At 61.8% G+C, this 26,835-nt stretch carries 21 protein-coding genes; 14 read left to right on the plus strand and 7 right to left on the minus strand.

The window, feature by feature from the left end:
- The first annotated feature begins 42 nt into the window (after positions 1 to 42).
- Positions 43 to 438 carry a DUF2946 domain-containing protein gene (locus tag CNX70_RS14500; RefSeq protein ID WP_096235253.1) on the plus strand — a complete coding sequence of 132 codons (396 nt, stop codon included), beginning with the start codon at positions 43 to 45 and terminating at the stop codon, positions 436 to 438.
- 98 nt (positions 439 to 536) lie between these two features.
- Entirely contained in the window at positions 537 to 2,621 is a 2,085-nt protein-coding gene (locus CNX70_RS14505; RefSeq protein ID WP_096235254.1) for a TonB-dependent receptor, read from the plus strand.
- A 297-nt stretch (positions 2,622 to 2,918) separates the two neighbouring features.
- On the opposite strand, the gene CNX70_RS14510 is transcribed toward CNX70_RS14505, so the two are convergent.
- A complete protein-coding gene (locus tag CNX70_RS14510; RefSeq protein WP_096235255.1) occupies positions 2,919 to 3,143 on the minus strand; it encodes a hypothetical protein in 225 nt (74 codons plus the stop codon).
- Between the two features lie 272 nt (positions 3,144 to 3,415).
- Here CNX70_RS14510 and CNX70_RS14515 point away from each other — a divergent pair, with 272 nt between their 5' ends.
- The 4 genes from CNX70_RS14515 (at position 3,416) to CNX70_RS14530 (ending at position 7,368) form a co-directional block, all read left to right on the plus strand.
- The gene (locus CNX70_RS14515; RefSeq protein ID WP_096235256.1) at positions 3,416 to 4,153 is read left to right on the plus strand and encodes an NYN domain-containing protein; all 738 of its coding nucleotides are present in this window, start codon (positions 3,416 to 3,418) and stop codon (positions 4,151 to 4,153) included.
- A 119-nt stretch (positions 4,154 to 4,272) separates the two neighbouring features.
- Entirely contained in the window at positions 4,273 to 5,592 is a 1,320-nt protein-coding gene (locus tag CNX70_RS14520) for a D-serine ammonia-lyase (RefSeq protein ID WP_096235257.1), read from the plus strand.
- A complete protein-coding gene (dsdC, locus tag CNX70_RS14525) occupies positions 5,592 to 6,512 on the plus strand; it encodes a DNA-binding transcriptional regulator DsdC (protein ID WP_096235258.1) in 921 nt (306 codons plus the stop codon). Before CNX70_RS14520 ends, dsdC begins: the two co-directional genes overlap by 1 nt.
- A gap of 43 nt (positions 6,513 to 6,555) precedes the next feature.
- Positions 6,556 to 7,368: a ferritin-like domain-containing protein gene (locus tag CNX70_RS14530; protein WP_096235259.1), complete on the plus strand. Its 813-nt coding sequence runs from the start codon at positions 6,556 to 6,558 to the stop codon at positions 7,366 to 7,368.
- 464 nt (positions 7,369 to 7,832) lie between these two features.
- On the opposite strand, the gene CNX70_RS28215 is transcribed toward CNX70_RS14530, so the two are convergent.
- Positions 7,833 to 8,495: a hypothetical protein gene (locus CNX70_RS28215; RefSeq protein ID WP_157751023.1), complete on the minus strand. Its 663-nt coding sequence runs from the start codon at positions 8,493 to 8,495 to the stop codon at positions 7,833 to 7,835.
- Positions 8,496 to 8,910: 415 nt separating this feature from the next.
- Complete coding sequence (locus CNX70_RS14535; RefSeq protein ID WP_096235260.1) at positions 8,911 to 12,297, minus strand: hypothetical protein; 3,387 nt, start codon at positions 12,295 to 12,297, stop codon at positions 8,911 to 8,913.
- A gap of 228 nt (positions 12,298 to 12,525) precedes the next feature.
- Here CNX70_RS14535 and CNX70_RS14540 point away from each other — a divergent pair, with 228 nt between their 5' ends.
- Positions 12,526 to 12,786: a hypothetical protein gene (locus tag CNX70_RS14540; RefSeq protein ID WP_167389664.1), complete on the plus strand. Its 261-nt coding sequence runs from the start codon at positions 12,526 to 12,528 to the stop codon at positions 12,784 to 12,786.
- A 156-nt stretch (positions 12,787 to 12,942) separates the two neighbouring features.
- Entirely contained in the window at positions 12,943 to 13,326 is a 384-nt protein-coding gene (locus tag CNX70_RS14545) for a YkvA family protein (RefSeq protein ID WP_096238468.1), read from the plus strand.
- On the opposite strand, the gene CNX70_RS14550 is transcribed toward CNX70_RS14545, so the two are convergent.
- The 3 genes from CNX70_RS14550 to CNX70_RS14560 form a co-directional block, all read right to left on the minus strand.
- Positions 13,323 to 14,519, minus strand: coding sequence for a serine hydrolase domain-containing protein (locus CNX70_RS14550; RefSeq protein WP_096235262.1), 1,197 nt, complete (start codon positions 14,517 to 14,519; stop codon positions 13,323 to 13,325). The two genes, CNX70_RS14545 and CNX70_RS14550, sit on opposite strands and share 4 nt — an antisense overlap.
- Before the next feature lie 122 nt (positions 14,520 to 14,641).
- Entirely contained in the window at positions 14,642 to 15,937 is a 1,296-nt protein-coding gene (locus CNX70_RS14555) for a cation:proton antiporter (RefSeq protein ID WP_096235263.1), read from the minus strand.
- 51 nt (positions 15,938 to 15,988) lie between these two features.
- Complete coding sequence (locus CNX70_RS14560) at positions 15,989 to 17,104, minus strand: mechanosensitive ion channel family protein (protein ID WP_096235264.1); 1,116 nt, start codon at positions 17,102 to 17,104, stop codon at positions 15,989 to 15,991.
- Between the two features lie 240 nt (positions 17,105 to 17,344).
- Here CNX70_RS14560 and CNX70_RS14565 point away from each other — a divergent pair, with 240 nt between their 5' ends.
- The 5 genes from CNX70_RS14565 to CNX70_RS14585 all read left to right on the plus strand — a co-directional run bounded on the left by CNX70_RS14565 (position 17,345) and on the right by CNX70_RS14585 (position 24,007).
- Complete coding sequence (locus CNX70_RS14565) at positions 17,345 to 19,633, plus strand: alpha,alpha-trehalose-phosphate synthase (UDP-forming) (protein ID WP_167389665.1); 2,289 nt, start codon at positions 17,345 to 17,347, stop codon at positions 19,631 to 19,633.
- On the plus strand, positions 19,633 to 20,424 hold the full coding sequence (gene otsB, locus CNX70_RS14570) for a trehalose-phosphatase (protein ID WP_096235266.1): 792 nt from the start codon (positions 19,633 to 19,635) through the stop codon (positions 20,422 to 20,424). Before CNX70_RS14565 ends, otsB begins: the two co-directional genes overlap by 1 nt.
- Positions 20,396 to 22,282, plus strand: a complete 1,887-nt coding sequence (locus CNX70_RS14575) for a glycoside hydrolase family 15 protein (RefSeq protein WP_096235267.1) — start codon at positions 20,396 to 20,398, stop codon at positions 22,280 to 22,282. Before otsB ends, CNX70_RS14575 begins: the two co-directional genes overlap by 29 nt.
- Positions 22,283 to 22,482: 200 nt before the next feature.
- Positions 22,483 to 23,739 carry an IS4 family transposase gene (locus tag CNX70_RS14580; protein ID WP_096235268.1) on the plus strand — a complete coding sequence of 419 codons (1,257 nt, stop codon included), beginning with the start codon at positions 22,483 to 22,485 and terminating at the stop codon, positions 23,737 to 23,739.
- A gap of 10 nt (positions 23,740 to 23,749) precedes the next feature.
- Positions 23,750 to 24,007, plus strand: coding sequence for a S41 family peptidase (locus CNX70_RS14585; RefSeq protein WP_157751025.1), 258 nt, complete (start codon positions 23,750 to 23,752; stop codon positions 24,005 to 24,007).
- A 15-nt stretch (positions 24,008 to 24,022) separates the two neighbouring features.
- Here the strand turns inward: CNX70_RS14585 and CNX70_RS14590 are convergent, their stop codons facing one another.
- The gene (locus tag CNX70_RS14590; protein ID WP_096238469.1) at positions 24,023 to 25,291 is read right to left on the minus strand and encodes a PepSY-associated TM helix domain-containing protein; all 1,269 of its coding nucleotides are present in this window, start codon (positions 25,289 to 25,291) and stop codon (positions 24,023 to 24,025) included.
- A 791-nt stretch (positions 25,292 to 26,082) separates the two neighbouring features.
- Here CNX70_RS14590 and CNX70_RS14595 point away from each other — a divergent pair.
- The gene (locus CNX70_RS14595; protein WP_096235270.1) at positions 26,083 to 26,481 is read left to right on the plus strand and encodes a DUF8788 domain-containing protein; all 399 of its coding nucleotides are present in this window, start codon (positions 26,083 to 26,085) and stop codon (positions 26,479 to 26,481) included.
- The last annotated feature ends 354 nt before the right edge of the window (positions 26,482 to 26,835 follow it).

A 26,835-nucleotide genomic window follows, 5' to 3' on the forward strand; every position in this document is an offset into this window, starting at 1 on the left:
TGTGCCCTGTGCACAGGGTGCTTGCGCTGATACAATATTGCCATGTTCATCAGCAAAGGCAAGGCCAGCATCGTCCTGTGGATCGCGTGTATCGCCATCTTCCTGGCCACGCTCGCCCCTACGGTGTCGCGCGCGCTGACGGTCGCCAGCGGCATGGCCGTGCCCAGCCTGGAAATCTGCTCGGTGGCGGGCGGCATGAATATGTCTCCCGCAACATTGTCCAACGACGCGCCCGATAGTTCCAAGAGTGGCATGCGCATGGCCGACTGTCCGTGCTGCAGCATGCATGCTGACACCTTGTCGCTTCCACCTACCTCCCTCGTGCTCGCTTCCGGTGAACTGATCACGGGCTTGCTGCCCGAGCTGTTCTACCAATCCGCCACGCCGCTGTTCGCCTGGACGCCCGTCCAGCCCCGTGGCCCGCCCGCCGCTTTCTGATCTGTCCCTTTCCCTGAACTGCCTTGCGCCGCGCGGCTATGTGCTGTGCTGCGCTTGCGCTTGTTCGTTTTACCTATACAGAATCTGAAAGCAGCACCATGAAACATTTACCGTTATTGATTTCCCTCGCCATCGCCATGCCTGCCGTGGCGCAGTCGCGCGCCGAAGATGTTTTGCCCGAGATGAAAGTCATCGTCACGGGCCTGAAGGAAGGCTATCGTCCCGCCGCCGACACGGCCCTGATGCTCAGCAGCACGCCTGGCTACAGCGTGGCGGCAGGCGGCGGCGTGTCCGGCTTGCCAGTGGTCAATGGCTTTGCGGATGACCGCATCAAGATTCGCATCGACGGCATGGAACTGACGTCGGCTTGCGCCAATCATATGAATGCACCGCTGTCCTACATCGATCCGCAGCAAGTGCAGCGCATCCGGCTGATCGCGGGCGTCACGCCCGTCAGCGCGGGCGGCGACAGCATCGCCGGCACCATCGAGGTGCAATCGAACGCGCCCGTGTTCGCCCAGCCTGGCGCAGGGCTGCTGACGCAAGGCAGTTTTGCCGTCTCGGGGCGCAGCGTCAACAACAGCGTGGCGACCAGCGTGCATGCCTCGGCCGCCAGCGATATTCTCAGCATCGGCTACAGCGGCGCTTACACGCGCGGCCACAGCTATGACGATGGCCACGGCAACAAGGTGCTGGGCAGCATGTTCGAGAGCATCAACCAGGCCATCGTGCTGGCGGCGAAAGGCCAGGGCCAGCAGCTGACCCTGCGCGCCGGCGTGCAGCATATCCCGTACCAGGGTTTTCCGAACCAGTACATGGACATGACGGACAACCACGGCCAGTTCGCCAATCTCGCTTACCAGGGCACATTTTCCTGGGGCGTGTTTGACGCGCGCGCCTATTGGCAACAGACGGACCATGAAATGGGCTTTTTCTCTTCCGAGCGCACGGGCACGATGCCGATGCTCACGCACGGGCGCAACACGGGCTATGCGCTGATGGCCAGCTTGCCGATGGCTGCGGGCGAGTTGCGCCTGGGCCAGGAGTGGCACGGTTTCCGCCTCGACGACTATTGGCCTGCCGTGCCCGGTTCCATGATGATGGGCCCGCGTACCTATTTGAACATCAACGACGGCAAGCGCGAGCGCACCGTGCTGTTTGGCGAGCTGGAAACGCGGCACGGCCAGGATGGGCGCTGGATGAGCGTGCTGGGCTTGCGCGGAGAATCCGTGCGCATGGATGCGGGCGACGTGCAATCGTACGGCACCAACATGATGAACATGCCGGACCTGATGGCCGCCAGGGCCTTCAATGCGCGCAGCCGCAGCCAGCGCGACACGAATATCGATGCCTCGGCGCAAGCCACCTTCACGCCGGACACGGCCAGCAGCTACGAATTCGCGCTGGCGCGCAAGGTGCGCTCGCCCAACCTGTACGAGCGCTACTCGTGGGGCCGCGGCTCGATGGCCATGACCATGACCAACTGGTTTGGCGACGGTAATGGCTATGTGGGCGACATCGACCTGAAACCCGAGACGGCTTACACGGCCGCGTTCACGGCCGACTGGCATGGCGGCGGCGAGGAGGGCTGGTTCCTGCGCGTCAATCCCTACTACAGCAAGGTCGACAATTACATCGACGTCGACGTGCTGGCATCCTTCCACCCGTACATGAAGATGGGCGCCAATGGCAACCTGCTGCGTTTTGCCAACCACGACGCCAAGCTGTATGGCGCGAATCTGGCGTGGCAGTTGCCGCTGGCCAGCAGCGCGCGCTGGGGCCGCTTCATGGCGACGGGCAATGCCGCGTACACGCGGGGCAAGCGCAGCGATGGCGGCGACCTGTACCGCATGATGCCGTTCAACGCCTTGCTGGCCGTCGAGCACAAGCTGGGCGCCTGGAGCAGCCGCATCGAAACGAAGATCGTGGCCCGCAAGGACAAGGTCGATGCGCGCCGCTTCGAAGCGGAAACGGGCGGCTATGCGCTCGTCAACCTGCGCAGCAGCGTGGTATTGAGCAAGATGGCCAGCCTGAGCGCCGGCGTGACCAACCTGTTCAACCGCGCGTATGCGGACCCGCTCGGTGGCGTGTATTTGTCGGGCTTGAAGGCGAACGGCGGGGCGCTGCAAGCCTTGCCGGCCGAGGGCCGGTCGATTGATCTGGGGTTGCAGCTGAAGTTTTAAGGTCGATAATGCGCACTAGCGCCTTCCTGCTACCGGGGGAAGGCGTCTGCGGGAGTCACTGTATCGATGCGAGTCAGGTGCTTGTGACAATGTGCGCATGTTTCTTTTCGGTCATTTGGTATTATCGACGGTATCCTGGCTCCGGGATTTTCCGCACAGGCCTACGTCGGGTAGCCCTCTTTCCGATGCCATCGACAGATCGCTGGTATTGGCAAATGAATGGCTGGAAAATCTGGAGCGCGGGTGTGCCCGGCGTCGACTATCCTGCGCCTCCCCAGGTAATCCGGCACAAAGCCATCAATTTCCGCCTCCGCTCTTTTTTCGCCGTGACCCCGTCAGGACGCGCAGCGCGGTGGCAATCGGCACCTTGTTCTTGGCAAGGTAGGCGGCGGCCGTGGCGGTATCGAGCATTTCCTGGAAGATAATGCCGACCTCGACCTTTTGGGCCGTCAAATCGTCCTGCCTTGCGCAGTCGAGGATGTCCATATTCGTAGCGGTGGCTTTGTCATTCTTGGAGCGCATTTTTGCCTCAGTAGAAAAGAGAAAAATGTCTCCTTTTTTTTGCCTTTAAAATAACTTATTTTTATGCCTTTGTGGAAATTTTTCTTTAATCGATAGTGCATTCAAGAATCAAATTTAGCTATCGGCAGGGATCAGCTGCAGGTTTGGATATTGCTTACCGGAACATTTGACTGCATAGTCGGGACTGCACACACACTGCGGATACCTGATTGGCCCGTGTGCATTGGCATTGAGCCACGCTCGGAATCTCAACTTTTTGAAGCCCAAAAACTATGACAAGTAATGCCAAGCTGGCAGTCTTGATCGATGCGGATAATGCCCAGGCGTCGATTATCAAGGAATTGCTGACGGAGGTATCGACCTTTGGTACCGCATCGGTGAAGCGTGCCTATGGAGACTGGACCACGCCCAATTTGAAAGGCTGGAAAGAAATCCTGCATTTGATGGCCATTCAGCCGATCCAGCAATTCAGCTATACGACAGGGAAAAATTCAACCGATTCATCGTTGATCATCGACGCCATGGATTTGCTGCACTCTGAAAAACTGGACGGCTTTTGCCTGGTATCGTCTGACAGTGATTTCACGCGCCTTGCAACACGGATTCGCGAATCAGGGCTCGCCGTGTACGGCTTTGGTGAAAGAAAGACGCCGCCGGCCTTCGTTGCCGCCTGCGACAAGTTTGTCTATACAGAGATTTTGCGGCCGGTAACACCGCCTCCATTGGCGGAGAAACAACAAAAAACGTTACATGCGCTGGCACCGGTCTCCCTCGACGTGGATACGCAGGAAGTGCTGCGCAAGGCCATTATCGCCGCTGCGCGTGATGATGGTTTTGCCTCCTTGAGTGGAGTCGGCAGTCTGATCTTGAAGAATAATCCGGCCTTCGACCCGCGCCACTATGGCTGCCAGAAATTGAGTGAACTGGTGCGTCGCCTTCCTTTCGTTGAAGTCAAAGAAGTTCAAAGCGAAAAAAATCCCGCCATGCATCTGTACATCAAATTGAAATAGGGGAAGCAGCCGGGCCGTCATGACACATGATCTTCCGTCACCCATTGCCTGATCAACCATCCTTTGCCAGCGGCGCCCGGATGCGGTCTAATCATGGCTTGTTCCTTGACGAGGTTGCCATGCTGCCCACTCCCGCCATCGCCGCGCTGTGCGAAAAATTTCCCTTGATTACAGAATTGATGGCCTTGCAGCCCTTGAGCTGGTTCAATACCGCCATCGCGCCGGCGGCCGAGGCCTTGAACGACGTGGGCTTGACGGCCGATGACGTGGCCGACGCCAGCGCGCGCCTGGCGCGCTTTGCGCCCTATCTGGCCAAGGCGTTTCCGGATACGCAGGCCAGTGGCGGCATCATCGAGTCGCCCATCGTGCCGCTGCCGGCCATGCAGGCAACGTTGGGCATGACGAGCGGTCAGCTGTGGCTCAAGCAGGATAGCCATTTGCCCATTTCCGGCTCGATCAAGGCGCGCGGCGGCATCTATGAAGTACTGAAACATGCGGAAATGCTGGCGCTGGACGCCGGCTTGCTGAAGCAGGGCGACGATTACGGCCTGCTGGCCAGCGACGCCGTGCGGGCGTTTTTCGGCCAGTATGCGATCGCCGTCGGCTCCACGGGCAATCTGGGATTGTCGATCGGCATCATGAGTGCGCGCCTGGGCTTTCGCGCCACCGTGCACATGTCGGCTGATGCGCGGCAATGGAAGAAGGATAAATTGCGCAGCCACGGCGTCACGGTGGTCGAATACGCCACCGACTACAGCGTGGCCGTGGAAGCGGGGCGCAGGCAGGCGGAGAATGATCCGACTTGCCACTTCGTCGACGATGAAAACTCGCACGATCTGTTTCTCGGCTACGCGGTGGCCGGCCAGCGCCTGCGAGCCCAGTTCGCCGCAAGCGGCGTGACCGTCGATGCGCAGCACCCGCTGTTCGTGTACCTGCCGTGCGGCGTGGGCGGCGGCCCCGGCGGGGTTGCCTTCGGCTTGAAACTGGCCTTTGGCGATGCCGTCCACTGCGTGTTCGTCGAGCCGACGCATTCGCCGTGCATGCTGCTGGGCGTGCACACTGGCTTGCATGAAGGCATCAGCGTGCAGGAGATCGGCATCGACAACCTCACGGCCGCCGATGGCCTGGCCGTGGGCCGCCCGTCCGGCTTTGTCGGGCGCGCCATGCAGCGGCTGATCGACGGCTACGCCACCGTCACGGATGAAGAACTGTACCGCTTGCTGGCGCTGCTTGAGCAAACGCAAGGCCTGCGCCTGGAACCGTCCGCCGTGGCCGGTTTCGCGGGCATCCAGCACGTGCTGGATGCGCCGCAATACCAGCAGCACCTCGATACCGCCACGCACTTGGTTTGGGGCACGGGCGGCAGCATGGTGCCGCAGCAAGAAATGGCCGCCTACGTGGCGCGTGGCCGCGCGCTGCTGAAGGCCGGAGCCGCTTGATGCCGCCCGGCGTGGCGCTCAAAGGTACGCTGACGGCCAGCCAGTTCGCCAACCTGCACACGTTTCTCGTGGCGGCGCGCCATGCCAGCTTTGCGTTGGCCGCGCAGGAACTGGCGCTCACGCCCAGCGCCGTCAGCCACCGCATCGCACGGCTGGAGGCGAGCCTGGACCTGCGCCTGTTCGAACGATTGACGCGGCAAGTCAAGCTGACGGCGGATGGCGAGCGCATCTTCGCCGCGCTGCAAATTGGCTGGGACGGCTTGCAGGCGGCGCTGGCCGGCGGCGATGCGCTCACTGGCAGCATCACCGTGCATGCGCGTCCCTCGGTGGCCCAGTGCTGGCTGGTGCCGCGCCTGGCAGGGTTTGCTGCGCAATATCCGGAGGTGTCGCTTGACTTACGCGTGGGTAATGAAAGCGTGGACTTTCGCGCCGGCCAGGTGGACCTGGCCTTGCACTATGGCGACGGCCACTTTCCCGGCCTGGCCTCGCGCAAGCTGATGGATGAACGGCTGGCGCCCGTCTGCAGTCCCGCGTATGCACGCGAGCACGGCTTGCAAGATGCGCCGCAACACCTGGCCAGCGCGACGCTGTTGCACGACACCCTGGCCTGGCCTGCCTGCGCGCCCGATGCCGAATGGCGCTTGTGGCTGGACGGGCAGGTGCCCGAGGTGAACTTGCCCACGCGCAGCCTGCGCTTCGACCGCGCCGACCTGTGCGCACAGGCGGCCATCCACCACGCGGGCGTGGCCATGGGCCGGCGCCAGCTGGTGCAGCCGTGGGTCGACAGCGGCCAGCTGGTCTTGCCTTTCGGCGGATTTGCCTTGGCCAGCCCGCAGGCGTATTACCTCGTGCATGCCGCGCGGCCACTGCCGGCGCGCGTGCAGGCGTTGCTGGACTGGCTGCTGGGGCAGGCTATTTGATACACTGCGCCCCTTGTTCAAGAACGCGCACCAAGGAAGCACCATGCACGCAACATCCCCACTGACCTTCACCGCGCCGCAGGAATTGCGCACGACTGCGCTCGCCTGCCTGCTCGAACCGGACCCGGCCACCAAGGTGGCGATGGTGGCGGCCATGGCCGAGGCGCAACTTTCGCTCGATGCGCAATCGCCTTTGGCGCCCACCGGCCCCGTGCCGGGCCGGCCCGAGCGCCCGGAACTGGTGCCGCCGCGCCTGGTGGGGCGGCGTTCGATGATCACGCCGGAAGGGCGCGCCATGCTGGTGCATGCGCTCGCGCATATCGAGTTCAATGCCATGAACCTGGCGCTGGACGCCCTGTGGCGCTTCCCGGACTTGCCCTTTGACTACTACACGGACTGGCTGCGCGTGGCGAAAGAGGAAGCGACGCACTTCGCCATGCTGCAGGCGCACTTGCAAGTGCTGGGCCACACGTATGGCGACTTTCCCGGCCACGACAGTCTGTGGGAAATGGTCGACAAGACGCGCGGCGACGTGCTGGCGCGCATGGCGCTGGTGCCGCGCACCCTGGAAGCGCGGGGCCTGGACGCGATTCCGCCGCTGCGCGCCAAGCTGGCGCAGGCGGGAGATTTGGCCGCCGCCGCCATCCTCGACATCATCTTGAACGACGAAGTAGGGCATGTCGAGATTGGCAATCGCTGGTACAACTATTTGTGTCAGCGGCGTGGACTAGAACCGGGTCCGACTTACGACGAACTGGCACTGCGTTACGAAGCGCCAGTGCTCAAGGGACCATTCAATCTAGCTGCGCGTAGGCTGGCAGGCTTCACGGATGCGGAATTGACGCGCTTCAGTTAAGGAGGAGCGCCGTGCGTCGGAATTGACAGAGCATGACCTATCTCGGTCCTCTCTAACAAGACTGTCAACGCCTCGTGCTTTGTGTCGTCAAAGTATGCCAACCATCTAAGGCCTCAATCACAGCTGGGAAAGTCGAAATGAATGTGGCAAAAAAACTGGGAACTATCTTTGTTGAAATAAGTTGCGCCGGATGCGGGCTTGCCGCGCACTTTCATCATCCGCACAGTTTAAACACCTCGCGTCACCTGCAGCCGATCATCTACCTTGACTCTCGTCATACGTTCGATCTTTGACTGTCCGACTGAATCGAGAAATTTTTTACGCGGATCTTGCGATGATCTCCTTGGATGACCGCCTGGCGCGGGCAGTGAAATGTGAAATGCCGGCTCCGGCACTGAAAGTTGCGGGTGGTCTTTGGCGTTCGTGGTGGTTGGTTGTGGCTAGGAACACTTAAAAGAACTCAGCTATTTTTTTGAAAAACCGCCGGCTACTCTGATTGTTCCATCAATTGACCGCCAAGTATTTGGTATGAAAGTCGCGTCATTTAAAACGTCCATTTCCTTCCGAAAGCTTGTTTTTCCGTTTGAAATAACGGAAACATATCCTGCAGGAAGTTTTGTAAATGGTGATTCATTATTGTGCCCGTGGAGTAGGGCCAAACCAAAATCATCTTTAGCGATAGAGTCCAATATATCCTGCTTTTCTTTTAGTAACTCTAAGGAAGATTTGTAGTCAAGCGGCGGGGCATTTGTTAACTGATCGTGCTTGTGCCATGCGCCCTTGTTCGGATGGCCTTTACAGTTCTTAGTTGGGTTACCGTGGCTTTCGCAATGCCCCGTGCAACTATTATGACCACCCCTGCACTGCGAAGGTTTATTCGAAATATTTCCCATCCAGCCAACGACTAAACTATCGTCTGTTCGCGCATCAGAAATATTTTTTATGGTTACTTTCAAATTATTTTCAGATTGACTAAAACCTTCTGCAAGTGGCTTTACCATCTCGCCATCAACATAGGAAGGAATGTATAACCCAAAATCGCTTCCGTCTAAGGCATTGATGTAGGCATTCATCTTTCCAGAATTAATTTTTTCTAGTTGTTTTTTAATACGATCGTCGACGTCCATAATGTAACCCCTCTTTAGGTTGATTGATTGGCGCACGCCAATAATGACTTATATTTTTTTACGATATATCCTTGTTACTTTAGCAGATGCTCTTCGGCGTATCAGTTCAATACAGAACATTTTTGATATATCTCAGTACAGTAATCGTATAGGTCCATCAATAATTTTATAGGTCAAGGATTTTTCAGCTGCGTTTTCTCTTTTCTGCGCAAGTCGTCGCTTGCACCCTTCTATCAGACTACTCTCGTTCGATTTCTTAAGAAATGCAATCGCCTCAAACCAAGTTACCTCTAGTACAGTTTAAAGCTCTTTGCACCTGGAAATGCGGCGCTGGGCCGGGTTTCGGAGCTGGAATTACCCGATCTGCCTGCCTGAACCGCCGCATGCCCGCCGCCGTGCCGATGGCCCGTGTTTTTCACGGGTGGGCCGTGATGCTGATATGCCAGTGGCTCAGGTGTCCCGCTTCGATATGCACCTTGACCGGCTTGATCCAGGTGCCCGCGCCTGGGATCTTGTCGGCCGGCGCGGCAGAAAAACGCCCGTCGACGAGGGCCAGTTTGACGAAGCTGGGGCCGATGTAGATGATGCGCGTGCTGGCCGGCGCCGCTTCCTGGGCCAGCATGGCGCGGTTCGCCGCGATCCACGCCTGCAGGGCCGCCAGTTTCGGCTTTTGCGCGGGGTTGGCCGCCACTTCCGCCTTCGCGTCGAGGATCAACTGCTGAATGGCCGCGCCATTGTTCTGCCCGCCCAGCGCATCCGAGTAGCCGCCCGCGCCGTCCGCGTAGCGCAAGTCGATCTGCTGGCCGTCGCTGTGGCCGCGGTGGCCGAGGATGGAATCGCCCGCCGCCGTCTGCGTCACGTGCTGGCCGCTGATGTCGTCGAAGCGGTAGGCCTTGCCCGCCAGCCAGGCGATGGCCAGACGCGTGCCCCACGAATCGCCGCCCGCATCGCGCGTGCCGTAGCGCCGCGCCGCCAGCGCTGCCTCGTTGTTGGCCAGGTACAGGGGGATGTAGGCCGTGTCGCCCTTGAATTCCACTTGCCCCCCTTCGGCCGGATCGGAGCTGGCGTCGACATTGTCGACGCGGCCCTTGAGGCGCAAGGTGACGACGGCCTTCTTGTCGAGTTTTGCGCCGGCAAAGGCGGGCAGCACCAGGCTGGGGAAGGTTACCTTGCCCGCGCTCCTGGTATTGGCCTGGGACAATAAATTCTCCGTGCTGAAGGCAGGATCGCCGCCGCCCGACGAAATACCGATATTGACTTCCGTAATCGTCGCCGCCGCCGGCGTGTAGTGCAATTCCAGCGGCAAGGTGTGGGTGGCCGTGGCTGCGCCTTGCGAGACGGATACATACGGCCCCGGCAGATTGCCAGTCAGCTTGATCGGCTGCAGCACGGGACGGGCGGCCTTGTTCGGCGAGCTGAACTTCGCCTGTGTCACCTTCAAACCCTTGCACACTAGACTCAGTTCCACCGTCGTGACGGTGGCCAGGGCGCTGTCGCCGATATTCGTGGCGCTGACATTGCCGCCCAGGCTCAACGCCCAATCCTTGGTTTGCTGGCTGACATCGACGCATTCCGTCCTGACGATGCTGCCCTGCGTGTAATGCGTCTGGTTGACGGCGCCCGTAGCGGCCAGGTTGACGCCGGGCAGCCCCGTCACGGCGTACGACCAGGTATCGTTGTACTGGCTTTGCGCCGTCGTGTAGACGGGGTATTCGGCCGTGCTGACGGTGATTTTCACGCCCACGTTTTTCGTGCCCTTGGGCACCGTGAAGGCGACGGGCGAGGTGATGGTCTGGTTTTGCGCGGCCGCTGTGGCCGTAAACGTCTTGCTGCCCTCGTCATCCTGCGGCGTGACGTCGCCCGTGGCACGGGGGCTGGCGGGCACCGCGCGCGCGGGTGGCGCGGCGCCATCCTGCGTGACCGTGCCCGCCACATAGCTCTGCGCCGTGGCGGTGCGCTGGGCCAGGCCGGGCGCGTATGGATACACGATGCTGACGCTGACGCTGCTGCTGTTGTCGAAGACGACGGCGCTGACGCTGACCACGTTCGGATGGACTAGGTCGTTCAAGGTCAGCTGGTAAGTGTCGGGCAGCACGCCGTCGAAGTGGAAGGCGCCCGTGGCGTCAACCACGGCCACCTGGCGCTGGTGGTTATTGTAGCCAGCCAATAACATCTTCTTGCCGGCCAGCCCATTGGCATTGCCGCCTGCGGGCGTGCGCAGCTGTCCTTGCAGCACGATGCCGGACTTGATGACGATCAAGGCGTAGCTGGCCGTGAATTCGCCATCCTGCGAGACGAAATTGAGGTTCAGGTCATAGCTGCCGTTGGGCAAGGAGGCCAGCAATTGCTGCATCGCCGTGGCGCTGATGCTGAAGCTGCCGCTGGCCGCATCGAAGACCCAATACTGCTTGAGACTGATGGCCACGCCGTTCGGCCTGGACAGCAAGCCGTCGCTGTCGTGCTGCAGGGCCAGCGGCGGCGCGCCCACCAGGCGGAACGCCAGTGTCCCCGGCTGCAGGCGGTTGTTCGGCCCCAGTCCCGCGATGGCCAGCACGGGCGCGGTGGCCGGCAGGTTGCCGTCGTCGTCCGGCTCCACATAGGTTTCCACGGCCGTGGGCAGTTCCGTCTGGATCAGCAGGTTCAGGGTGGTGACGCTGTTGCCCTTGCTGAGGGAAAATTGCGCATGCTGGTCGACGCCCGTGTCGCCGGGCGTGGAAAAGCGCAGGCTGCCGTCCTGCAGCAGCACGTCCGTGACGGCGCCGCTGACCTTGACGCTGTCGGCGCCGTCCGTCAAACCCAGCTCGGCCAGCGACAGCGTCACCACTTGCGCGGGCCGCACGGGATCGAGGACGATGCTGGCGTTGGCGCTGAAAGTCCACGCCAGGGCCGTGCTCTGGAAGGCGATGTTGCGCTCGATGCGCACGGTGATGGTGTCGTCGGGTGTGACGCTGGCGCCCGCGGCTATGCTGCCGGCCAGCACCTCGCCATCGATGATGGTGCTGCCTTCGGGCGCGCTGGCCAGCACGGCTTGCACATTGCTGGCCGCCGCGCGGCTGTTGTTGCGGATGTGCACGCGGTAAGTGTAGTCCCAGACCGTGCGGCTGACGCGCTGCTCGCCCACTTTTTCCAGCTGTGTCACTTCGAAGTCCCCGGCGGCCTGGACGGTGGTGCTGGTAGCCGCTGCGGCGGCCAGCATGACTTGCGGCGCGGGCGGCTGGGTGGCATCGTTCGGCCCGCCGCAGGCGCACAGGCCCAGCGCCAGAGCCGTGGCCAGCGCGCTTGCGGCCAACTGGCGCCTGCGCCGGCAGGCGATGGCCAGCACGCCCGCCAGCAGCAGCCACGGCGTAGATGGCAGGGCGACGGCGGCCGGCTGCGTGAGGCCCGCCTCAAGTTCGATGAAGGAGACGGGGTCGAGGATGGAAAACGGCTGCGCGCCGGGGCTGCCCGCGCCCAGATAATCGAAGGTGATGGAAAAGCCCGTGGCCGTCGCGCCCGGATTGATACCGCCGGCCAGCGCCAGCGCATCGAAGTAGCCGCTGGCGGGAATGGCGGGATCGGGCTGCACCAGCAGCACGTCCCAGCCCGGTGCCGTGGAAACGTTGAGCAGATTGGCGTACTGGCCCACGCTGAAGAACAGGGTGAATTCCTCGATGAACACGGCCAGGGTGGTATTGCTGACCGTATAGTCGTAGCGCCACTGCGTGCCGCCCAGCGCTGTTGCCGTGTAGCCGATGCTGGTGGCGTGCGCGGCGGACATTGCGCATAGCAGCAGCGCCAGCAGCGCCTGCTTGATGAAGCTCATGACCGTTCCCCTGTTGACTGGCGCCAAGCGTGCCCAGGCAAGCGGTCAAGCAGGAAGCGTTCCCGTACACATTGTGCTGTAAAAACAAGGGCTTGGCTGGAGGTGGGCGGCTTCGGTGTCAAATCTGCCGACACTGGTCCATACGGCTGAGCTTGTCAGCGCTGTCCTACCCATCTTGTCGAAACTGTCTGATTGTATGCCTTGCGGAAACACGCGATGATCGTGTCCATGCTGCAACAACCAACCAGTCTGATGGAGTATGCGATGCAAAAGCCAGACCAGTCCATTCACGTGAACAAGCCGTTCCTGCTGATTTGCCTGTTTACCTTGGCGATCCTGTCGGCCACGCTGTTCACCACGGACGATGCGTCGGCGGGCGATGCCGCGCCGGCGCCCGTGGCGCGCGATGTGGGGCATGGCGTCTTGCCCGTCTGCGGCAGCGACGCCCTCACCCTGTCGGCACACTGCCAGCCGGGGCGCCAGGCTTGATCGCCGGCTTGCCGCCCGGTTGTTTGCCATCGATACGAGCACAGGCACGAGGTTTTCCGGGTTTGCGCATTGAAACAGGCCTGTTCGAACGCCCCGGCGCGCCGTTATGCTAAGGTGCGCATTCGTAACGCCGTGCGCGGCAGACAGGAGCAGCAGATGTTTGGCAGAAAAAAGAATCTGGAACAAGACCACGCCCCCCAGGCCGACAAGGAGTATGAAAAGAAGTACACGGAAGACAGCTTCTGGGACAAGGTCGTCAAGTTCGCCAAGACGGCGGGACGCGAAGTCATCGAGAAAGCCCTGTGGCTTTACTACGCGGCGCAGCAGCCGAACACCCCGCTGTGGGCCAAGACGGCCATCTATGGCGCGCTCGGCTATTTCATTTCGCCCATCGATGCGATCCCCGACATCACGCCCGTGATCGGCTATGCGGACGACCTGGCCGTGCTGGCGGCGGCCGTCGCGACGGTCGCCACCTACATCACGGCCGAGGTCAAGGAACGCGCCGCCGAGAAATTGCGCGGCTGGTTCGGCGCCTAGGTCTTCTTGACAGCGGGTGCACCGCTGCCACCATGCGCGAGCAGGCGCAGCACGACTTCTTTCTGGAATGAACGAAACTCCTTGTCGGCGCTGACGTTGGCGAAGGCCAGCACGGCCGTCCTGCTGGCCCGGTCGACGCAGACGACGGACGCGGCGCCCGGGTCGCCGCCGCTGTGCGTGGCCAGCGGCTTGCCGTCGACATCGCGCAGCAGCCACACCAAAGCTTGCCGCACGGACGAATCGGCGGGCACGACGGGGGCCACTTGCGGGGCAAAAAACAATTGCAGGGTGGCGTCTTGCAGGTAGCGGTGGCCATCGACCCGGCCGCCATTGCTGAAGATGGCCAGGAAACGGGCAAAGTCATGCGCCGAGCTGCGCAGCAAGCCGGCCGGCCAGTCCGGGTAGCCGACGGGCGGCAGCACCTGCAAGCCCGGGCCCGGCTCCTTGTGCGCATACGGCTGGGCGACGACGGCGCGCCGCGGCAAGCTGGCCAGGTTCCAGGCCGTGCTGTCCATGCCCAGCGGTTCGAACAGGTGCTCCTGCGCATACGCGTCGAGGCCGTCAGGGTTCAGCCGACCCACCAGATAGCCGAGCAGGGCGATACCCACATTGCTGTAGCGCCATTCCGTGCCGGGCCGGGCGGCAAACGACACGTCCGCGTCGTACCAGGCGCCGCCGCGCGACAGATAGCCCTTGAGGAAGTCGCGCAGCGGTAATCGCGGGTCGCCCTGCACGGCAAACGCCGTCGTCTTTTCGTACACGGCATCGGAAATGCCCGAGGTGTGGCTGAGCAAATGGCGAAAGGTGATGGGCACGTCGGGAAACTTCGGATGCATGAGCGGGAAGTCCAGATACGCCGCCACCTTGTCGTCGAGCTGGAAGGCGCCTTGCTCCAGCAGCATCATGATGGCCGTGGCCGTGACGAGCTTGCTGACTGAGGCGACATGGAACACCGTGTTGGCATCGGCTTTCTTGCCGGCCTGGATGTCTGCCCAGCCATAGCCGCGCGCGAAGATGGTTTGCTCGCCCCGCACCACGGCCACGCTCATGCCTGGCGTTTCCGTGCGGGCCAGGCCATCGCGCATGAAGCCGTCAAATTCCGTTTCCCACGCCAGCCTGGCCGGATCGGTGGCGCAGCCCGTTTGCAGCAGGGCCAGTGAGACGCCGAGTCCCAGCACGCTTCTTCGTTTCATTGATACTCTCTTTAGCCATTTTTAATTATCTTAACAATATTTTCGCCCGCCATAGGGGCAATTGACAAAACATTGCTTTGTAGCAATGGCAAAGGGGGCCGGCCGGTGCTTATTTGCCCCCGTCATTTTCGCCAGTAGCGTTCCAACAAGGGTTTGACGGTCAGGCCGTGCGCGACGATGGAGACGATGACGACGACCACGGTGATGTCGGCCAGTTCGCGCGCCAGGGGGCGTGGCAAGCCGTGCGCGATGGCATAGCTGAGGTAATACAGCGAGCCGATGCCGCGCACCCCGAACCACGCGGCCAGGCCCCGCAGACGCACGCTGGTGCCCGACGCCAATAAACCGAGCATCACGCTGGCCGGGCGCGCCACCAGCAGCAGGAACAGCGCCACGCTCCACGCCTGCCAACTCCAGGCGGCCGCCGTGACGGTGCCGCCCAGCAACAGCACCAGGGTCAGTTCGGACAGGCGTTCCAGGTGCTCCTTGAAGACGAGCGATTCGCCGCTGACGGTCAGCGGCATTTCGCTGGCGTGCGGTTTGGCGGCGGACACGGCATGGGTTTCCTCCGCCTGCAGCAAGCCTTGCCGGTCTTTGGGCGCGCCGGCGAGCCGCAGTTCCGTCTGGCGCAAGGCCACGCCGGCAAAAAAGACGGCCAAAAAACCCCACGCGTGCAGCCAGGTGGCCACGCCATACACGAGGGCGATCAGGCCCAGCGCCGCCAGGTCGTCCAGCATCGCGTGTTTCGGCTCCTTGGCGCGCACCTGCCAGCCCAGCCAGGCCAGCAGTGCGCCGCCGGCCGCGCCCAGGGCGATGGCGGCCCCGCTGGCCCAGACCAAATCGCGCCACAGCCAGGTGGCGCCATGCGGCCCCAGTTCATGCAGGCCCAGCAGGCCCAGTCCCAGCATGACGAAAGGAAAGCCGCTGCCATCGTTCATGCCCGCTTCGCTGGTCAGCATGAAACGCAATTGCTCGCTGTCGCCCGCATGGCGCAACTGCACGTCGGTGGCCAGCACGGGGTCGGTGGGCGCGAGGATGGCGCCCAGCAGCACGCCCGCGCCCAGCGGCAAGCCCAGCACCAGGTACGCAAAGGCTGCCACCAGGGCCACGGAAATGGCCATCGACAGCCAGGCCAGGCGCAGCGAGGGCAGCCAGCGCGCCAGGCTGAAGGGCACGGGCATTTTGACGCCAGCGGAAAACAGGGAGATCAGGACGGCGATTTCCGTCAGGGTTTCCAGCAGGGGCGCCTGCTGCAGCAGGTCGAACGCAAACAGGCCGAGGAACATGGGCCCCAGCAGCAGGCCCACGCCCAGGTAAGCCATGGCCGAAGTCAAGGGCAGGCGCGCGATGCGGTCGGCGCCCAGGCCGCGCGCCAGCATCAGGCAGCCGATCAGGATGAACCAGGCGGTGGTGCTCATGCGCCTTATTTTAGCGGCGCATGGGCGAGGGCAGCGCGCCGCAGGGTTTTGTTACGCCTTGTAGAGCGACACGCTGTCGTTCTGCGCCTGCATGCCATGCACCTCGATGGGGTCGTGCGTGGAGCGCAAGCGGGGCAGGCTGTGCGGATAATGGCTCGTGATAAAGGCCAGCATCTGCTCGCGCACGAGGCAGCGCAATTCAAACGCCGTGCCCGAATCTTTCGCACTGATCAGAAAGCGCACGCGCACGGCCCGCTCGTTTGAATCCGTCGCCTGCACCGTGCAGACCCGTCCATCCCATTGCTTGGCCCCTTCGCAGATGCGCGTCAGTTCCGCGCGCAGCGGTTCGATCGGCACGCTGAAATCGAGCCACAGGAACACCGTGCCCAGGATGTCCGAAGAGGTATGCGTCCAGTTCTCGAACGGATTTTCGATGAACCACTGCAGCGGCACGATCAAACGCCGTTCATCCCACACGCGCACGACCACATACGTGCCCTTGATTTCCTCGACCGTGCCCCATTCGCCATTGACGATCAGCACGTCGTCGATGCGGATGGGTTGAGAAAACGCAATTTGCAGCCCTGCAATGAAATTGCCCAGTACGGGGCGGGCGGCGATACCGGCCACCAGGCCCGCCACGCCGGCCGAAGCGAGCAGGCTGGCGCCGATCTGCCGCGCGCCGGGCAAGGTCAGCAGCACGAAGGACAGGCCCAGCAGGACCACGATGGCGTGCGCGCTGCGCGTCAGCACGCGGGCCTGGGTGATCCGGCGCCGCGCGCGCAGGTTGTCGGCCGCGTCGACGGGATTGATCTGGGAAATCGTGATGGAAAGCGACTCGATGCATTGCATGGCCAGCCAGGTCAGCGCGATGATCAGCGCCACGCTGGTGACATGCGACATGGCGACCAGGCCCGGCGTGTCGTCGGGCGCGCTGGCCAGCACCATGCGCAGGCCGAAGACGATCAGGCACAGCTGGCTGGCGCGGAAGGCCACGCGCGCGACGTTGCTGGACAGCGCGTGGCCATTCGCGAGTTTTTTCAGCAAACCGATGCCGGCCCGGTGCACGACGATGGCGACCAGGGTGACGAGCAGGGCGGAAACGAGCACGGTCAGCGCCGAGCGCAGCGGGCCTCCCATCAGCGAGTGAAACGTGCTGAGATCCATAGGCGAAAACTCCTTCGTTATTGGTGAAATGGATGTCGGAAGCGGCTATTTTACGGGCAGATGACGTCGCGGGGGCGTGCGTTGCCGAACGGATAAGACTTGCGTCAAGGTGGATACTGGCAGAAATTGCTGCGCTGCGCCATGCCACGTTGACGTTTCAATACGCAAAGCAAACGCGCGCCGCCCTATTGGAAATATAGCCATACTTGCAATGGTTGTTTATGTCTGCAAAGGAAAACGATGATAGTACGATCACTCCGAATGTCCTTGCGCTTCATCCTGCCGCTGGCCCTGGTGCTGGGATTGTTTGCTTATATTGTGGTACCCCTGCTCGATAATATTACCTTGCGCTGGTATGTGCGCGACCTCGACAGCCGGGCCGAATTGCTCGCTGGAACCCTGCGGCCCTCGCTCACCGAATACCTGCCCGCGCAAGACGCCACCCGCATCGGCGAACTGTTCCAGGGCGCCACGCGCGACGAACGCCTGATCGCCATCGGCTTTTGCGATAATGCGGGCCACTTGCTGTACCAATCCGCGCAATACCCGGCATCCATCGGCTGCTGGAGCACGCCTCCCACGGGCGGCCTGTACAAATCCCTGGCGCAATTGCCGCAAGGGCAAGTCCACCTCAGCGAAACGCCCGTCATGCAGGATGCGTCCCAGCTGGGGCGCCTGGTGCTGGTGCAAGACATGAGCTTTGTCGAGCGCCGCAATACCGATACCAAGCGTTTTATTTTTGCCTTCCTGGCCGTGCTGGCTGTGCTGATTTCCCTGATGACCGTGTTCGTCGCCCACCTGAGCTGGCGTGGCTGGCTGTCGGCCGTGAAAGATATATTGCGGGGCGAGTTGATGCCGCGCAGCGTCACGGCCGTCCAGGCTGCCGATGCGCCCGCCGCCGCACCCGCGCCGCCGCCGGAAATGCAGCCACTGATCGGCGACTTGCGCGAATTGCTGCAGGAATACCATCTGGAACGCCAAGGCGACAACGGCTGGACCTCGGAGTGGACGCCGGAAAAACTGCGCGGCTTGCTGGAAGCAGACCTGGCGGGAGATCAAGTGCTGGTGGTATCGAACCGCGAACCGTATATCCACACCAAAACGGAAGATGGGATAGCGGTGCAGCGTCCTGCCAGCGGCCTGGTAACGGCCGTGGAAGCCGTGATGCGCGCGTGCTCCGGCACCTGGATCGCGCATGGCGCCGGTTCCGCCGACCGCGAGACGGTGGATAAATTCGACCATGTGGCCGTGCCGCCCGATAATCCCAGCTATACCTTGCGCCGCGTGTGGCTGACGCAAGAGGAAGAGCAGGGCTATTATTATGGTTTTGCCAATGAAGGCATGTGGCCGCTGTGCCATATCGCCCACGTGCGCCCCGTGTTCCGCTCGTCCGACTGGGAGCAGTATGTGAAGGTCAACCGCCGCTTCGCCGACGCCGTGATTGCCGAAGCGAAGACGGACAACCCCGTCGTGCTGGTGCAGGATTATCACTTTGCCTTGCTGCCGCGCATGGTGCGCGAAGCCTTGCCGAAGGCGACCATTATCACTTTCTGGCATATCCCTTGGCCGAACTCGGAATCGTTCGGCATTTGCCCTTGGCGCGAGGAAATCCTCGACGGCTTGCTGGGCAGCACGATCCTCGGTTTCCACACGCCGTTCCACCGCAAGAATTTCCTCGAAACGGTGGACCGCTACCTGGAAACCCGCATCGAACCGGAGGCTTCCACGATTTCGTATGGCGGCGAGATGACGCAGGTCGAGGATTACCCGATCTCCATCGCCTGGCCCGAGGATAATCCCGAACAGCCCGACGTGGCTACCTGCCGCGCGCAAATCCGCGCCGAACTGGGCGTGGCGCCCGACCACTTGCTGGGTATCGGCGTCGATCGCCTCGACTACACGAAAGGCATCGTCGAGCGCTTCCAGGCCGTCGAGCGCATGCTGGAACAGCAGCCCGGCATGGTCGGCAATTTCACTTTCGTGCAAATTGCCGCCCCCAGCCGCGCCTCGCTCGATGAATATCAAAGCTTCGACGCCCGCGTGCGCAAGATGGTCGAGCGCATCAACCGCCGCTTCGGCAGCGGCAGCTATGTACCCATCCTGCTGAAAGCGGAACACCATGGCCAGGGCGACTTGCAGCGCTATTTCCGCGCTTCGGAGGTGTGCATGGTGACGAGCTTGCATGACGGCATGAATTTGGTGGCCAAGGAATTCATCGCCGCGCGCGACGATGAGCTGGGCGTGCTGGTGCTGTCGCAATTCACGGGCGCGGCGCGCGAACTGCATGAAGCGCTGATCATCAACCCGTATCACATCGAGCAGGGCGCCGATGCCCTGTACCGTGGCCTCGTGATGCCGCCCGTGGAGCAGCGCGAGCGCATGAAAAGCATGCGGGCACGTGTGAAACATTTCAATGTCTACCGCTGGGCCGGGCGCATGCTGCTGGACGCGGCCCGCTTGCGCCAGCGCGACAAGGTCATGACCAAGATCGACGCCCACAGCCGCATCAAGCGGCGCAAGGGGCTCTGATGGCCGATATCCCTGACGATAGCGCGGCCCTGCTGCAGCTGCTGAGTACTCCCGGCAGCGCCGTTTTTCTCGACTTTGACGGCACCCTGGTCGATCTGGCGCCCACGCCCGACGGCGTGCGCCTGGAGCCGGGCGTGGTGGAAGCGCTGGCGCTGCTGGTCGAGCGCCATGGCGGCGCGCTGGCGCTTATTTCCGGGCGTCCCGTGGCGCAGATCGATGCCATGCTGGCGCCCCTGGTCTTGCCGGTGGCCGGCGTGCATGGTGTGGAGCGGCGCGGCGCCGATGGCGTGTTGCACGTGGCGGCCACGCCCGACGTCTCTCCCGTGCTGGCGCGCGCGCAGGCGCTGGCCGCTGTCCACCCCGGCTTGCTGGTGGAACAGAAGCGCGGCGCTGTGGCCCTGCATTACCGCCTGGCGCCCGAACTCGAACATTTGTGCTCGCAGGAAATGACGGCCGCCGTGCAAGCGTGCCCGGGGGTGTTGCTGTTGCATGGCAAAATGGTCCTGGAAGCCAAGCCGGCCGCCACCGACAAGGGCGGCGCCATCGCCGCCTTCCTGCGCGAAACCCCGTTTGCCGGCCGCCGGCCCGTGTTCGCGGGCGACGACACCACCGATGAGGCAGGCTTTGCCTTTGTACAACAAGTTGGCGGGCAGGGCGTGAAAGTGGGCCTCGGCCCCAGCGCCGCCACCCTGCGCCTGGCCAGTCCGGGCGCCTTGCGCGCCGCGCTGCTGGCCGCCTGCGTATCCCCAGAAGGAGTAGATGATGACGAGTTCCCAAGAACCACCGTATGACACGCCCAGCGGCGCCGCCGCTTTGCAGGCCGCTTCCGCCACTGCGGCGGCCAGCGCGGCTGCGCCCGCCACGCCCATCCAGGCTAGCCTGAACTGCGGCGTGGTGGGCAATTGCGCCTTCAACGCCCTGATCGACCAGGCAGGGCAGGTCGTCTGGTCCTGCCTGCCCCGCTTCGATGGCGATCCCGTCTTCAACCGCTTGCTGGACGACACGGAAAACGGCAGCGTGTGGGCCATCGACATTGAAAACTATGCGCGCAGCGAGCAATTTTACGAGCCGAACACGGCCGTTTTGCGCACGCGCCTGTACGACACCGAAGGGCGCGGCGTGGAAATCACGGATTTCGCGCCCCGATTCCTCAGCCGCGACCGCATGTTCCGCCCGCTGATGCTGATCCGCCGCGTGCGCCCGCTCGACCACGCCGTGCGCATCCGCGTGCGCCTGCGGCCCCGCTACGACTGGGGCAAGCTGGCGCCGCAGATCACACAGGGCAGCCACCACATCCGCTATGTGGGACCGGAACAGACTTTGCGCCTGAACACGGATGTATCGCTCAACTATGTACTGAGTGAAACGTATTTCGTTCTGGGGGGCACGGCCAACTTCTTGCTGGGGCCCGATGAAACGCTGGCTGGCGGCATCGACGAGACGGCGCGCATCTTCGAAAAGGAAACCATCAATTACTGGCGCACCTACACGCGCCGCCTGGCCGTGCCGCTGGAATGGCAGGACGTGGTCATTCGCGCGGCCATCACTCTGAAACTGTCGCTGTATGAAGACACGGGCGCCATCATCGCCGCCATGACCACCAGCATCCCGGAAGCGCCCGGTAGCAGCCGCAATTGGGATTACCGCTATTGCTGGCTGCGCGACGCCTTCTTCGTCGTGCGCGCGTTGAACAGCCTGTCGGAAGTGGGCACGATGGAAGAGTATTTGCGCTGGCTGACGAATATCGTCGCCCGCTCGAAGGGCGGCCACATCCAGCCCCTGTACGGCATCGGCCTGGAAGAGCAATTGCCGGAATCCACGCTCGACCACTTGCCCGGCTACCGGGGCAATGGCCCCGTGCGCGTGGGCAACCAGGCGCAGGAACACTTCCAGCACGATGTCTACGGCAATATTGTATTGGGCGCGGCGCAGGCCTTCCTTGACCACCGGCTGTTCCACCGGGCCGGCAAGGCCGAGTTTGCCGCACTGGAAGCCGTGGGCGACCAGGCTTTCAGGCTGCATGCGGAGCCGGACGCGGGCATGTGGGAGCTGCGCACGCGGGCCCGGGTCCACACCTCGTCCATGCTGATGAGCTGGGCCGCCTGCGACCGTCTGGCGAAAGTGGCCCATAAACTGGGCTTGCCGGACCGGGCCGACCACTGGAACAGCCGCGCCGTGCTGATCCGCGAAAGATTACTGCGCGAAGCGTGGAGCGAGGAGCGCCAGGCCTTCGCGGAAAGCCTGGGCGGGCGCGACCTCGACGCCTCCGTCTTGCTGATGGCGGAAGTCAACTTCATCGACCCCATGGACCCGCGTTTCATCGCGACCGTCGACGCGCTGGAAGCATCGCTGTGCGACGGCCCCTACATGCGCCGCTACGAAGCGCCCGACGACTTCGGTAAACCGGAAACAGCCTTCAACATCTGCACCTTCTGGCGCATCGACGCCCTGGCGCGCATCGGCAGGAAAGACGAAGCGCGCAAAATCTTCGAGACGATGCTAATGGCGCGCAACCACCTGGGCTTGCTGTCGGAAGACACGCACCCGGTGACGGGCGAAATGTGGGGGAACTTTCCGCAGACGTATTCGATGGTGGGCTTGATCAATTGCGCCGTGAGGTTGTCGGCGCCTTGGGATAGTGCGGTTTAAGTTTATCCCCAAAGCAAAGTCCGGGGTCGGACCCCAATCCACCCAAGTTAAGGAGCAAGCCCGCGCAATTGCTGGCAATTCAATGAAATAGTGCTTGACGTGGCACTGGCTTTGCGCGGCCGCCGCCTTGCTGACCTCTCTTTTTTCGACAGCGGCAAGGCGGCGGCCAATGAAGGTCTTTTGATCTTCATTGGCCTTTCATGTCGCTCGCTTCCTTGCTGTCCGATTTCTCCGAGCATCTTCAATCCGACCAGTTTCGGCTTAGCGCCCGCCATCCTGATCATCCGACGGCGTTTCAACGTCGCCGCAAACTGCCGCTGCCATCCTTGGTGGCGCTCATGCTCACCGGCATGCGCAAGAGCGTGCAAACCGAACTTGATGAATTCTTTGGCCATCTGCAACAGCAGGCGCAACTGACGCACCAGGTGAGCGCCCAAGCTTTCGCTCAGGCACGCTCAAAACTTGCTACCACGGCCATCCCAGAGCTTAACGACTGGCTCATTGCACAAGCACAGCAGCATGGCTACCTGCCGCGCTGGCACGGTTTCAGGCTGGTCGCCGCTGACGCCTCGACCGTTCGCTTTGGCTTGCGCGCCAGCCATGTCAAACGCGCCGCCGTGGCCGATCAACTGGTGTTTGGCTTGTTTCTGCCCGGTGCCGAATTGATGCTCTCGGCCTCGCTATACAGTACCGACGTCGGCGAACGCCAGATGCTGTTCGAACAGCTCGACCAGCTTGGCAAGGAAGATCTGCTGTTGCTGGACCGAGGCTATCCATGTTACTGGATGCCCGCCGTGTTGAACCAGCGCCGCATTGCCTTCTGCATGCGTGTCGAGCAGGCCCGCGGCGGAGGCTTTCCCTGCGTCAATCAGTTTCTGAAGTCGGGGCTGCAGGAGCAGATCGTCACGCTGCGGGCGCCGGATCGGCGCGATGCGCTTGACTATGAATGTCCCGCTGAACCGCAGACCGTGCGCCTGATACGCCACGTTGCCTCGACCGGCAAGGTGCGTGTTCTGATGACCAATTTACTGGACGTTGAACAATTCCCTGCCGCATTGTTCGGAGACCTCTACCACCAACGCTGGCGCATTGAGGAAGCCTTCAAGCGCATCAAACACCGCCTTCATCTGGAGCACGTGACGGGACTGTCACAGCAGGCCCTGATGCAGGATCTGGCCGCCAAGGTAATATGCGATAACCTGCAGGCGTTGGCGAGCTGTGCCGCCGGCCAGCAAGATGCATTGCCGACGGACAGACGCATCAACCGCGCCTATGTCCATTCGGTACTCAAGCCGCTCTTGCCATCGTTGCTGCTTGGGCTGGCGGCAGCACACTTGCTTGCCGACGCGCTGGCTCTGATCGCCAAGCGAACGTTTCTACATCGCCCAGGACAATCAAGGTCACGGCAAACCAACGCCTACAAGCCCCATAAATACATGGCCTACAAGGCTGCTTGATGGCAGCCTGTTGCTTAACTTGGGTGGATTGGGCGCCAATCCCGGCCGCATGCGTGAGCTGGGTCCGCATTTCGCCGCCTTCATCCCGAACGGGCGCGCCATCAATCCGATCACCAAGAGCAACTGGGAAGGCATCGGCGTGACGCCCGATATCGGCGTGCCGGCCAGCCAAGCGCTGGAAAAGGCACATCAACTGGCGCTGGAGCGGCTGGCGGTGGCGAGCGCCGCTGCGCGGCAGGGGCCACAGCCGGGCGAATTGAAGCCGTAGTGTGACGTCTTGACGCTATAAACGGGTTTCCACCGCCTTCAATTTATGCGCCTGCAGCCGGCGCGCGCGGCGCTTTCTTTCCCAGATGACGATGCCCGTCACCGACAGCATGGCGACCATGATGCCCATGCAGGACATCAAGATGCGTCCCGGCAAGCCGAGGATGCGGCCCGAGTGCAGGGGGAATTGCAGTTGCACGAAGACGTCGGCGGCCGTGCCTTCCCAGGGCTTGTGCTGGCCGATGATGCTGCCGTCCATGCCGTCGACGTACAGGTTCGACAGGCCCATGCCGGCCGCGCCGAATTCGTCGGCGGGGTCGAAGAACGAGACGTTGTAGAACGAATAATTGCCGCCATAATAAATGCCGCCGATGGGCGCCGTGATGCCGCGCTGCACGGCTTGTTTTTTGGCAATGTCCACGGCCTGTTCGAAGCCGATCACGGGCGTGATATACGTGCCGTAGGGCGCCGGCGTCTGCGTTTCGTACGGCCCCGGCGTGGTGGTGGAAACGAGCGACATGACGGGATAAAACACTTCGCGGTACAGGTTCAGCGAGAACGAGGTGAACGCGACGACGATGATGATGGCCCACACCCACAGGCCGCCCGCGCGGTGCAAATCGAAATTGAGCTTGTAGCCGCCCGCCGCCCAGCGCACCACCCACGACGGTTTCCAGCGCTGCCACCAGCTGGCGGCGTCGCGGTGGCGCGGCGCCTCGTCCTGCGCGCGTGGGCGCAAACGGCGTGGCGTGGTCAGGTACAACGCCACCATGCTGTCGAGCAGCCAGATCAGGGCGACGCTCCCCATCAGCCAGTAGCCCCAGCGGTCCGTGCCCCAGAAGGCGGGCACGTGCAGGCTGTAGTGCAGGTGGCGCAGGAACGGCATCAGGCTGCGGCGCGACAGGGAAATGGCCGTCGAATCGCGCGTGCCCGTGATGTGCGCCGTGACGGGGTCGATGTACACGGTGTTGTAGTCGAGCACGAACGGCTTGTTGGTCGCCGGATCGGTCAGGGGGCGCACCATGAAGGCGGCTGCATGGCCTGCTTCCAGGCCCAGGGTCATGTAGTTGACTGCCACGCGCGGGTCGGCGGCTGCGACCTTTTGCGCCAGCGCAAATGGTTGCTGCAGGGGGCCGCGGCCCGGCGTGTCCATGATGTCGGCGTTGAGCCATTCGTCCAGTTCATGGTCCCACGAGGTGACGGCGCCCGTGAGGCCTGCAACGATGAGGAAGAGGGCGATGGTGAGACCGGCCCAGCGGTGTATGACAGTCCAGAAAGCGCGCATGCGGTACAAACCTTCAACATGAAACCGGCTTGTTGCCGCCAGCATTCGCCACCGGGGCTCACAGGGAAAAGCCAGGCACGGCCCTAGTATTTTGATAATGGGAATCGTTCTCATTATCAGCCATAACGTAGAATTTGTCCAGCGACGCTGCTGTTGCCCCAGGGTAATCGCGCGGTGCGTCACAGGCGCTGTGCTATATCGACGATGATCGACGATGCGGCGGCAGGCTACCGGGGCGGCTTCAGCCGTGCCGATCCGTGGATTTTTATGAGCTCGATACGGTGCTGCAAAAGAGGCTGCAAACCACCTGAGTTGCCGCAGGGCCGTGCAGCTCGCCTGCGGCACCTATTGCCTGTGCCTGTCTTCTCTCTTCCCATCATCGTGCCCGTCGGTATGCCGCTATTGTTTGCGGTAAATCAAACACGGAATGCCAATATTCAATCTATAAGAAATTTCATTTGGAAATGAAATGTTATTAATGGATAGATTTTGAATATTATTAAAAATAATTTGACTTGAAAAAATAATTAAAATATCCTCTCATCGTGGTTGAGGTAATGGAGATCAAGAAAGTATTATTGATCATCGGGTGCGTGATGTTATTGATAGATTTTGTGATTTATTGATATATTCTGTGTATTTTTAATTGATACATTTTGCGTATTTTTATGCGCCAGTGAAGGAATGCGATTGCGCCGAAAGCGCTGCCGGAAACCTGGCTGGGCCTTCATTATTTCATCGCACAAAGGATAGTTGTAATGTTTAATTCCATTCCAAAGAGGGGTAAAACCATGGCAACAATTAATGTACTGGTAGCGGTCAATGTCGGTCAGGCAGTGGCGCAAAGCAATCTGAGCAAGTATGTCTTCATGGTCGATACGACTGGCTACTCGGGCAACGGCAACGAGGGCGGCAATGAACTGGTGACGACTTGCCAGAACGGCGACACCATCGTCTGGAACGTCGAATCGCTGGACCCGGCCGAGCAGGTTTCCATCCACAGCTTCGGCGGCACTGCCATCAGTAACGGCATGGTCAATCCGGCGCCTTACCCGCAATACAACAACACCGTATGGGGCGGCCGCGTCAATGCAAAAGGCAGCAATGTGCAATATACGATGACCTTGTTGCTGGCGGGTAATACGCTGCTGACCTTCGATCCCTTCATCGTGGCGTCGAATCCGCAATAATCGGGCAAGGGCCATGTTCGGCATGCCGCGCGCATGGCCTGTTTTGATGTTTCTTTAAAAGAATTCTTTCCTGATTCGCCAGGAATTCTATGTTTCTATTTTATTCATTGTTTTCCTTGTTCTGATTAAATGCCGCGCTGCGCGGCAATATAATTAATTGTTTCCCTCTCTTCCATATCGAAGCGTGCTCCCAGTCTTCTCGGACCTTATCCCATGCGCGGGCTTTTCGCTGCCTGTCGTATAATATGCCCGCAACAATCATCGTGCCGCGTACCGTACGCCGTTTATGGCAGCTAGCCGGGCGCGTATCCGGGCCGTGGCTGAATTATTGCGTTCATTTACGTCCATGACGCG

The sequence above is a fragment of the Janthinobacterium svalbardense genome (assembly GCF_002327145.1).
Classification (GTDB): Bacteria; Pseudomonadota; Gammaproteobacteria; order Burkholderiales; family Burkholderiaceae_D; genus Janthinobacterium; species Janthinobacterium tructae.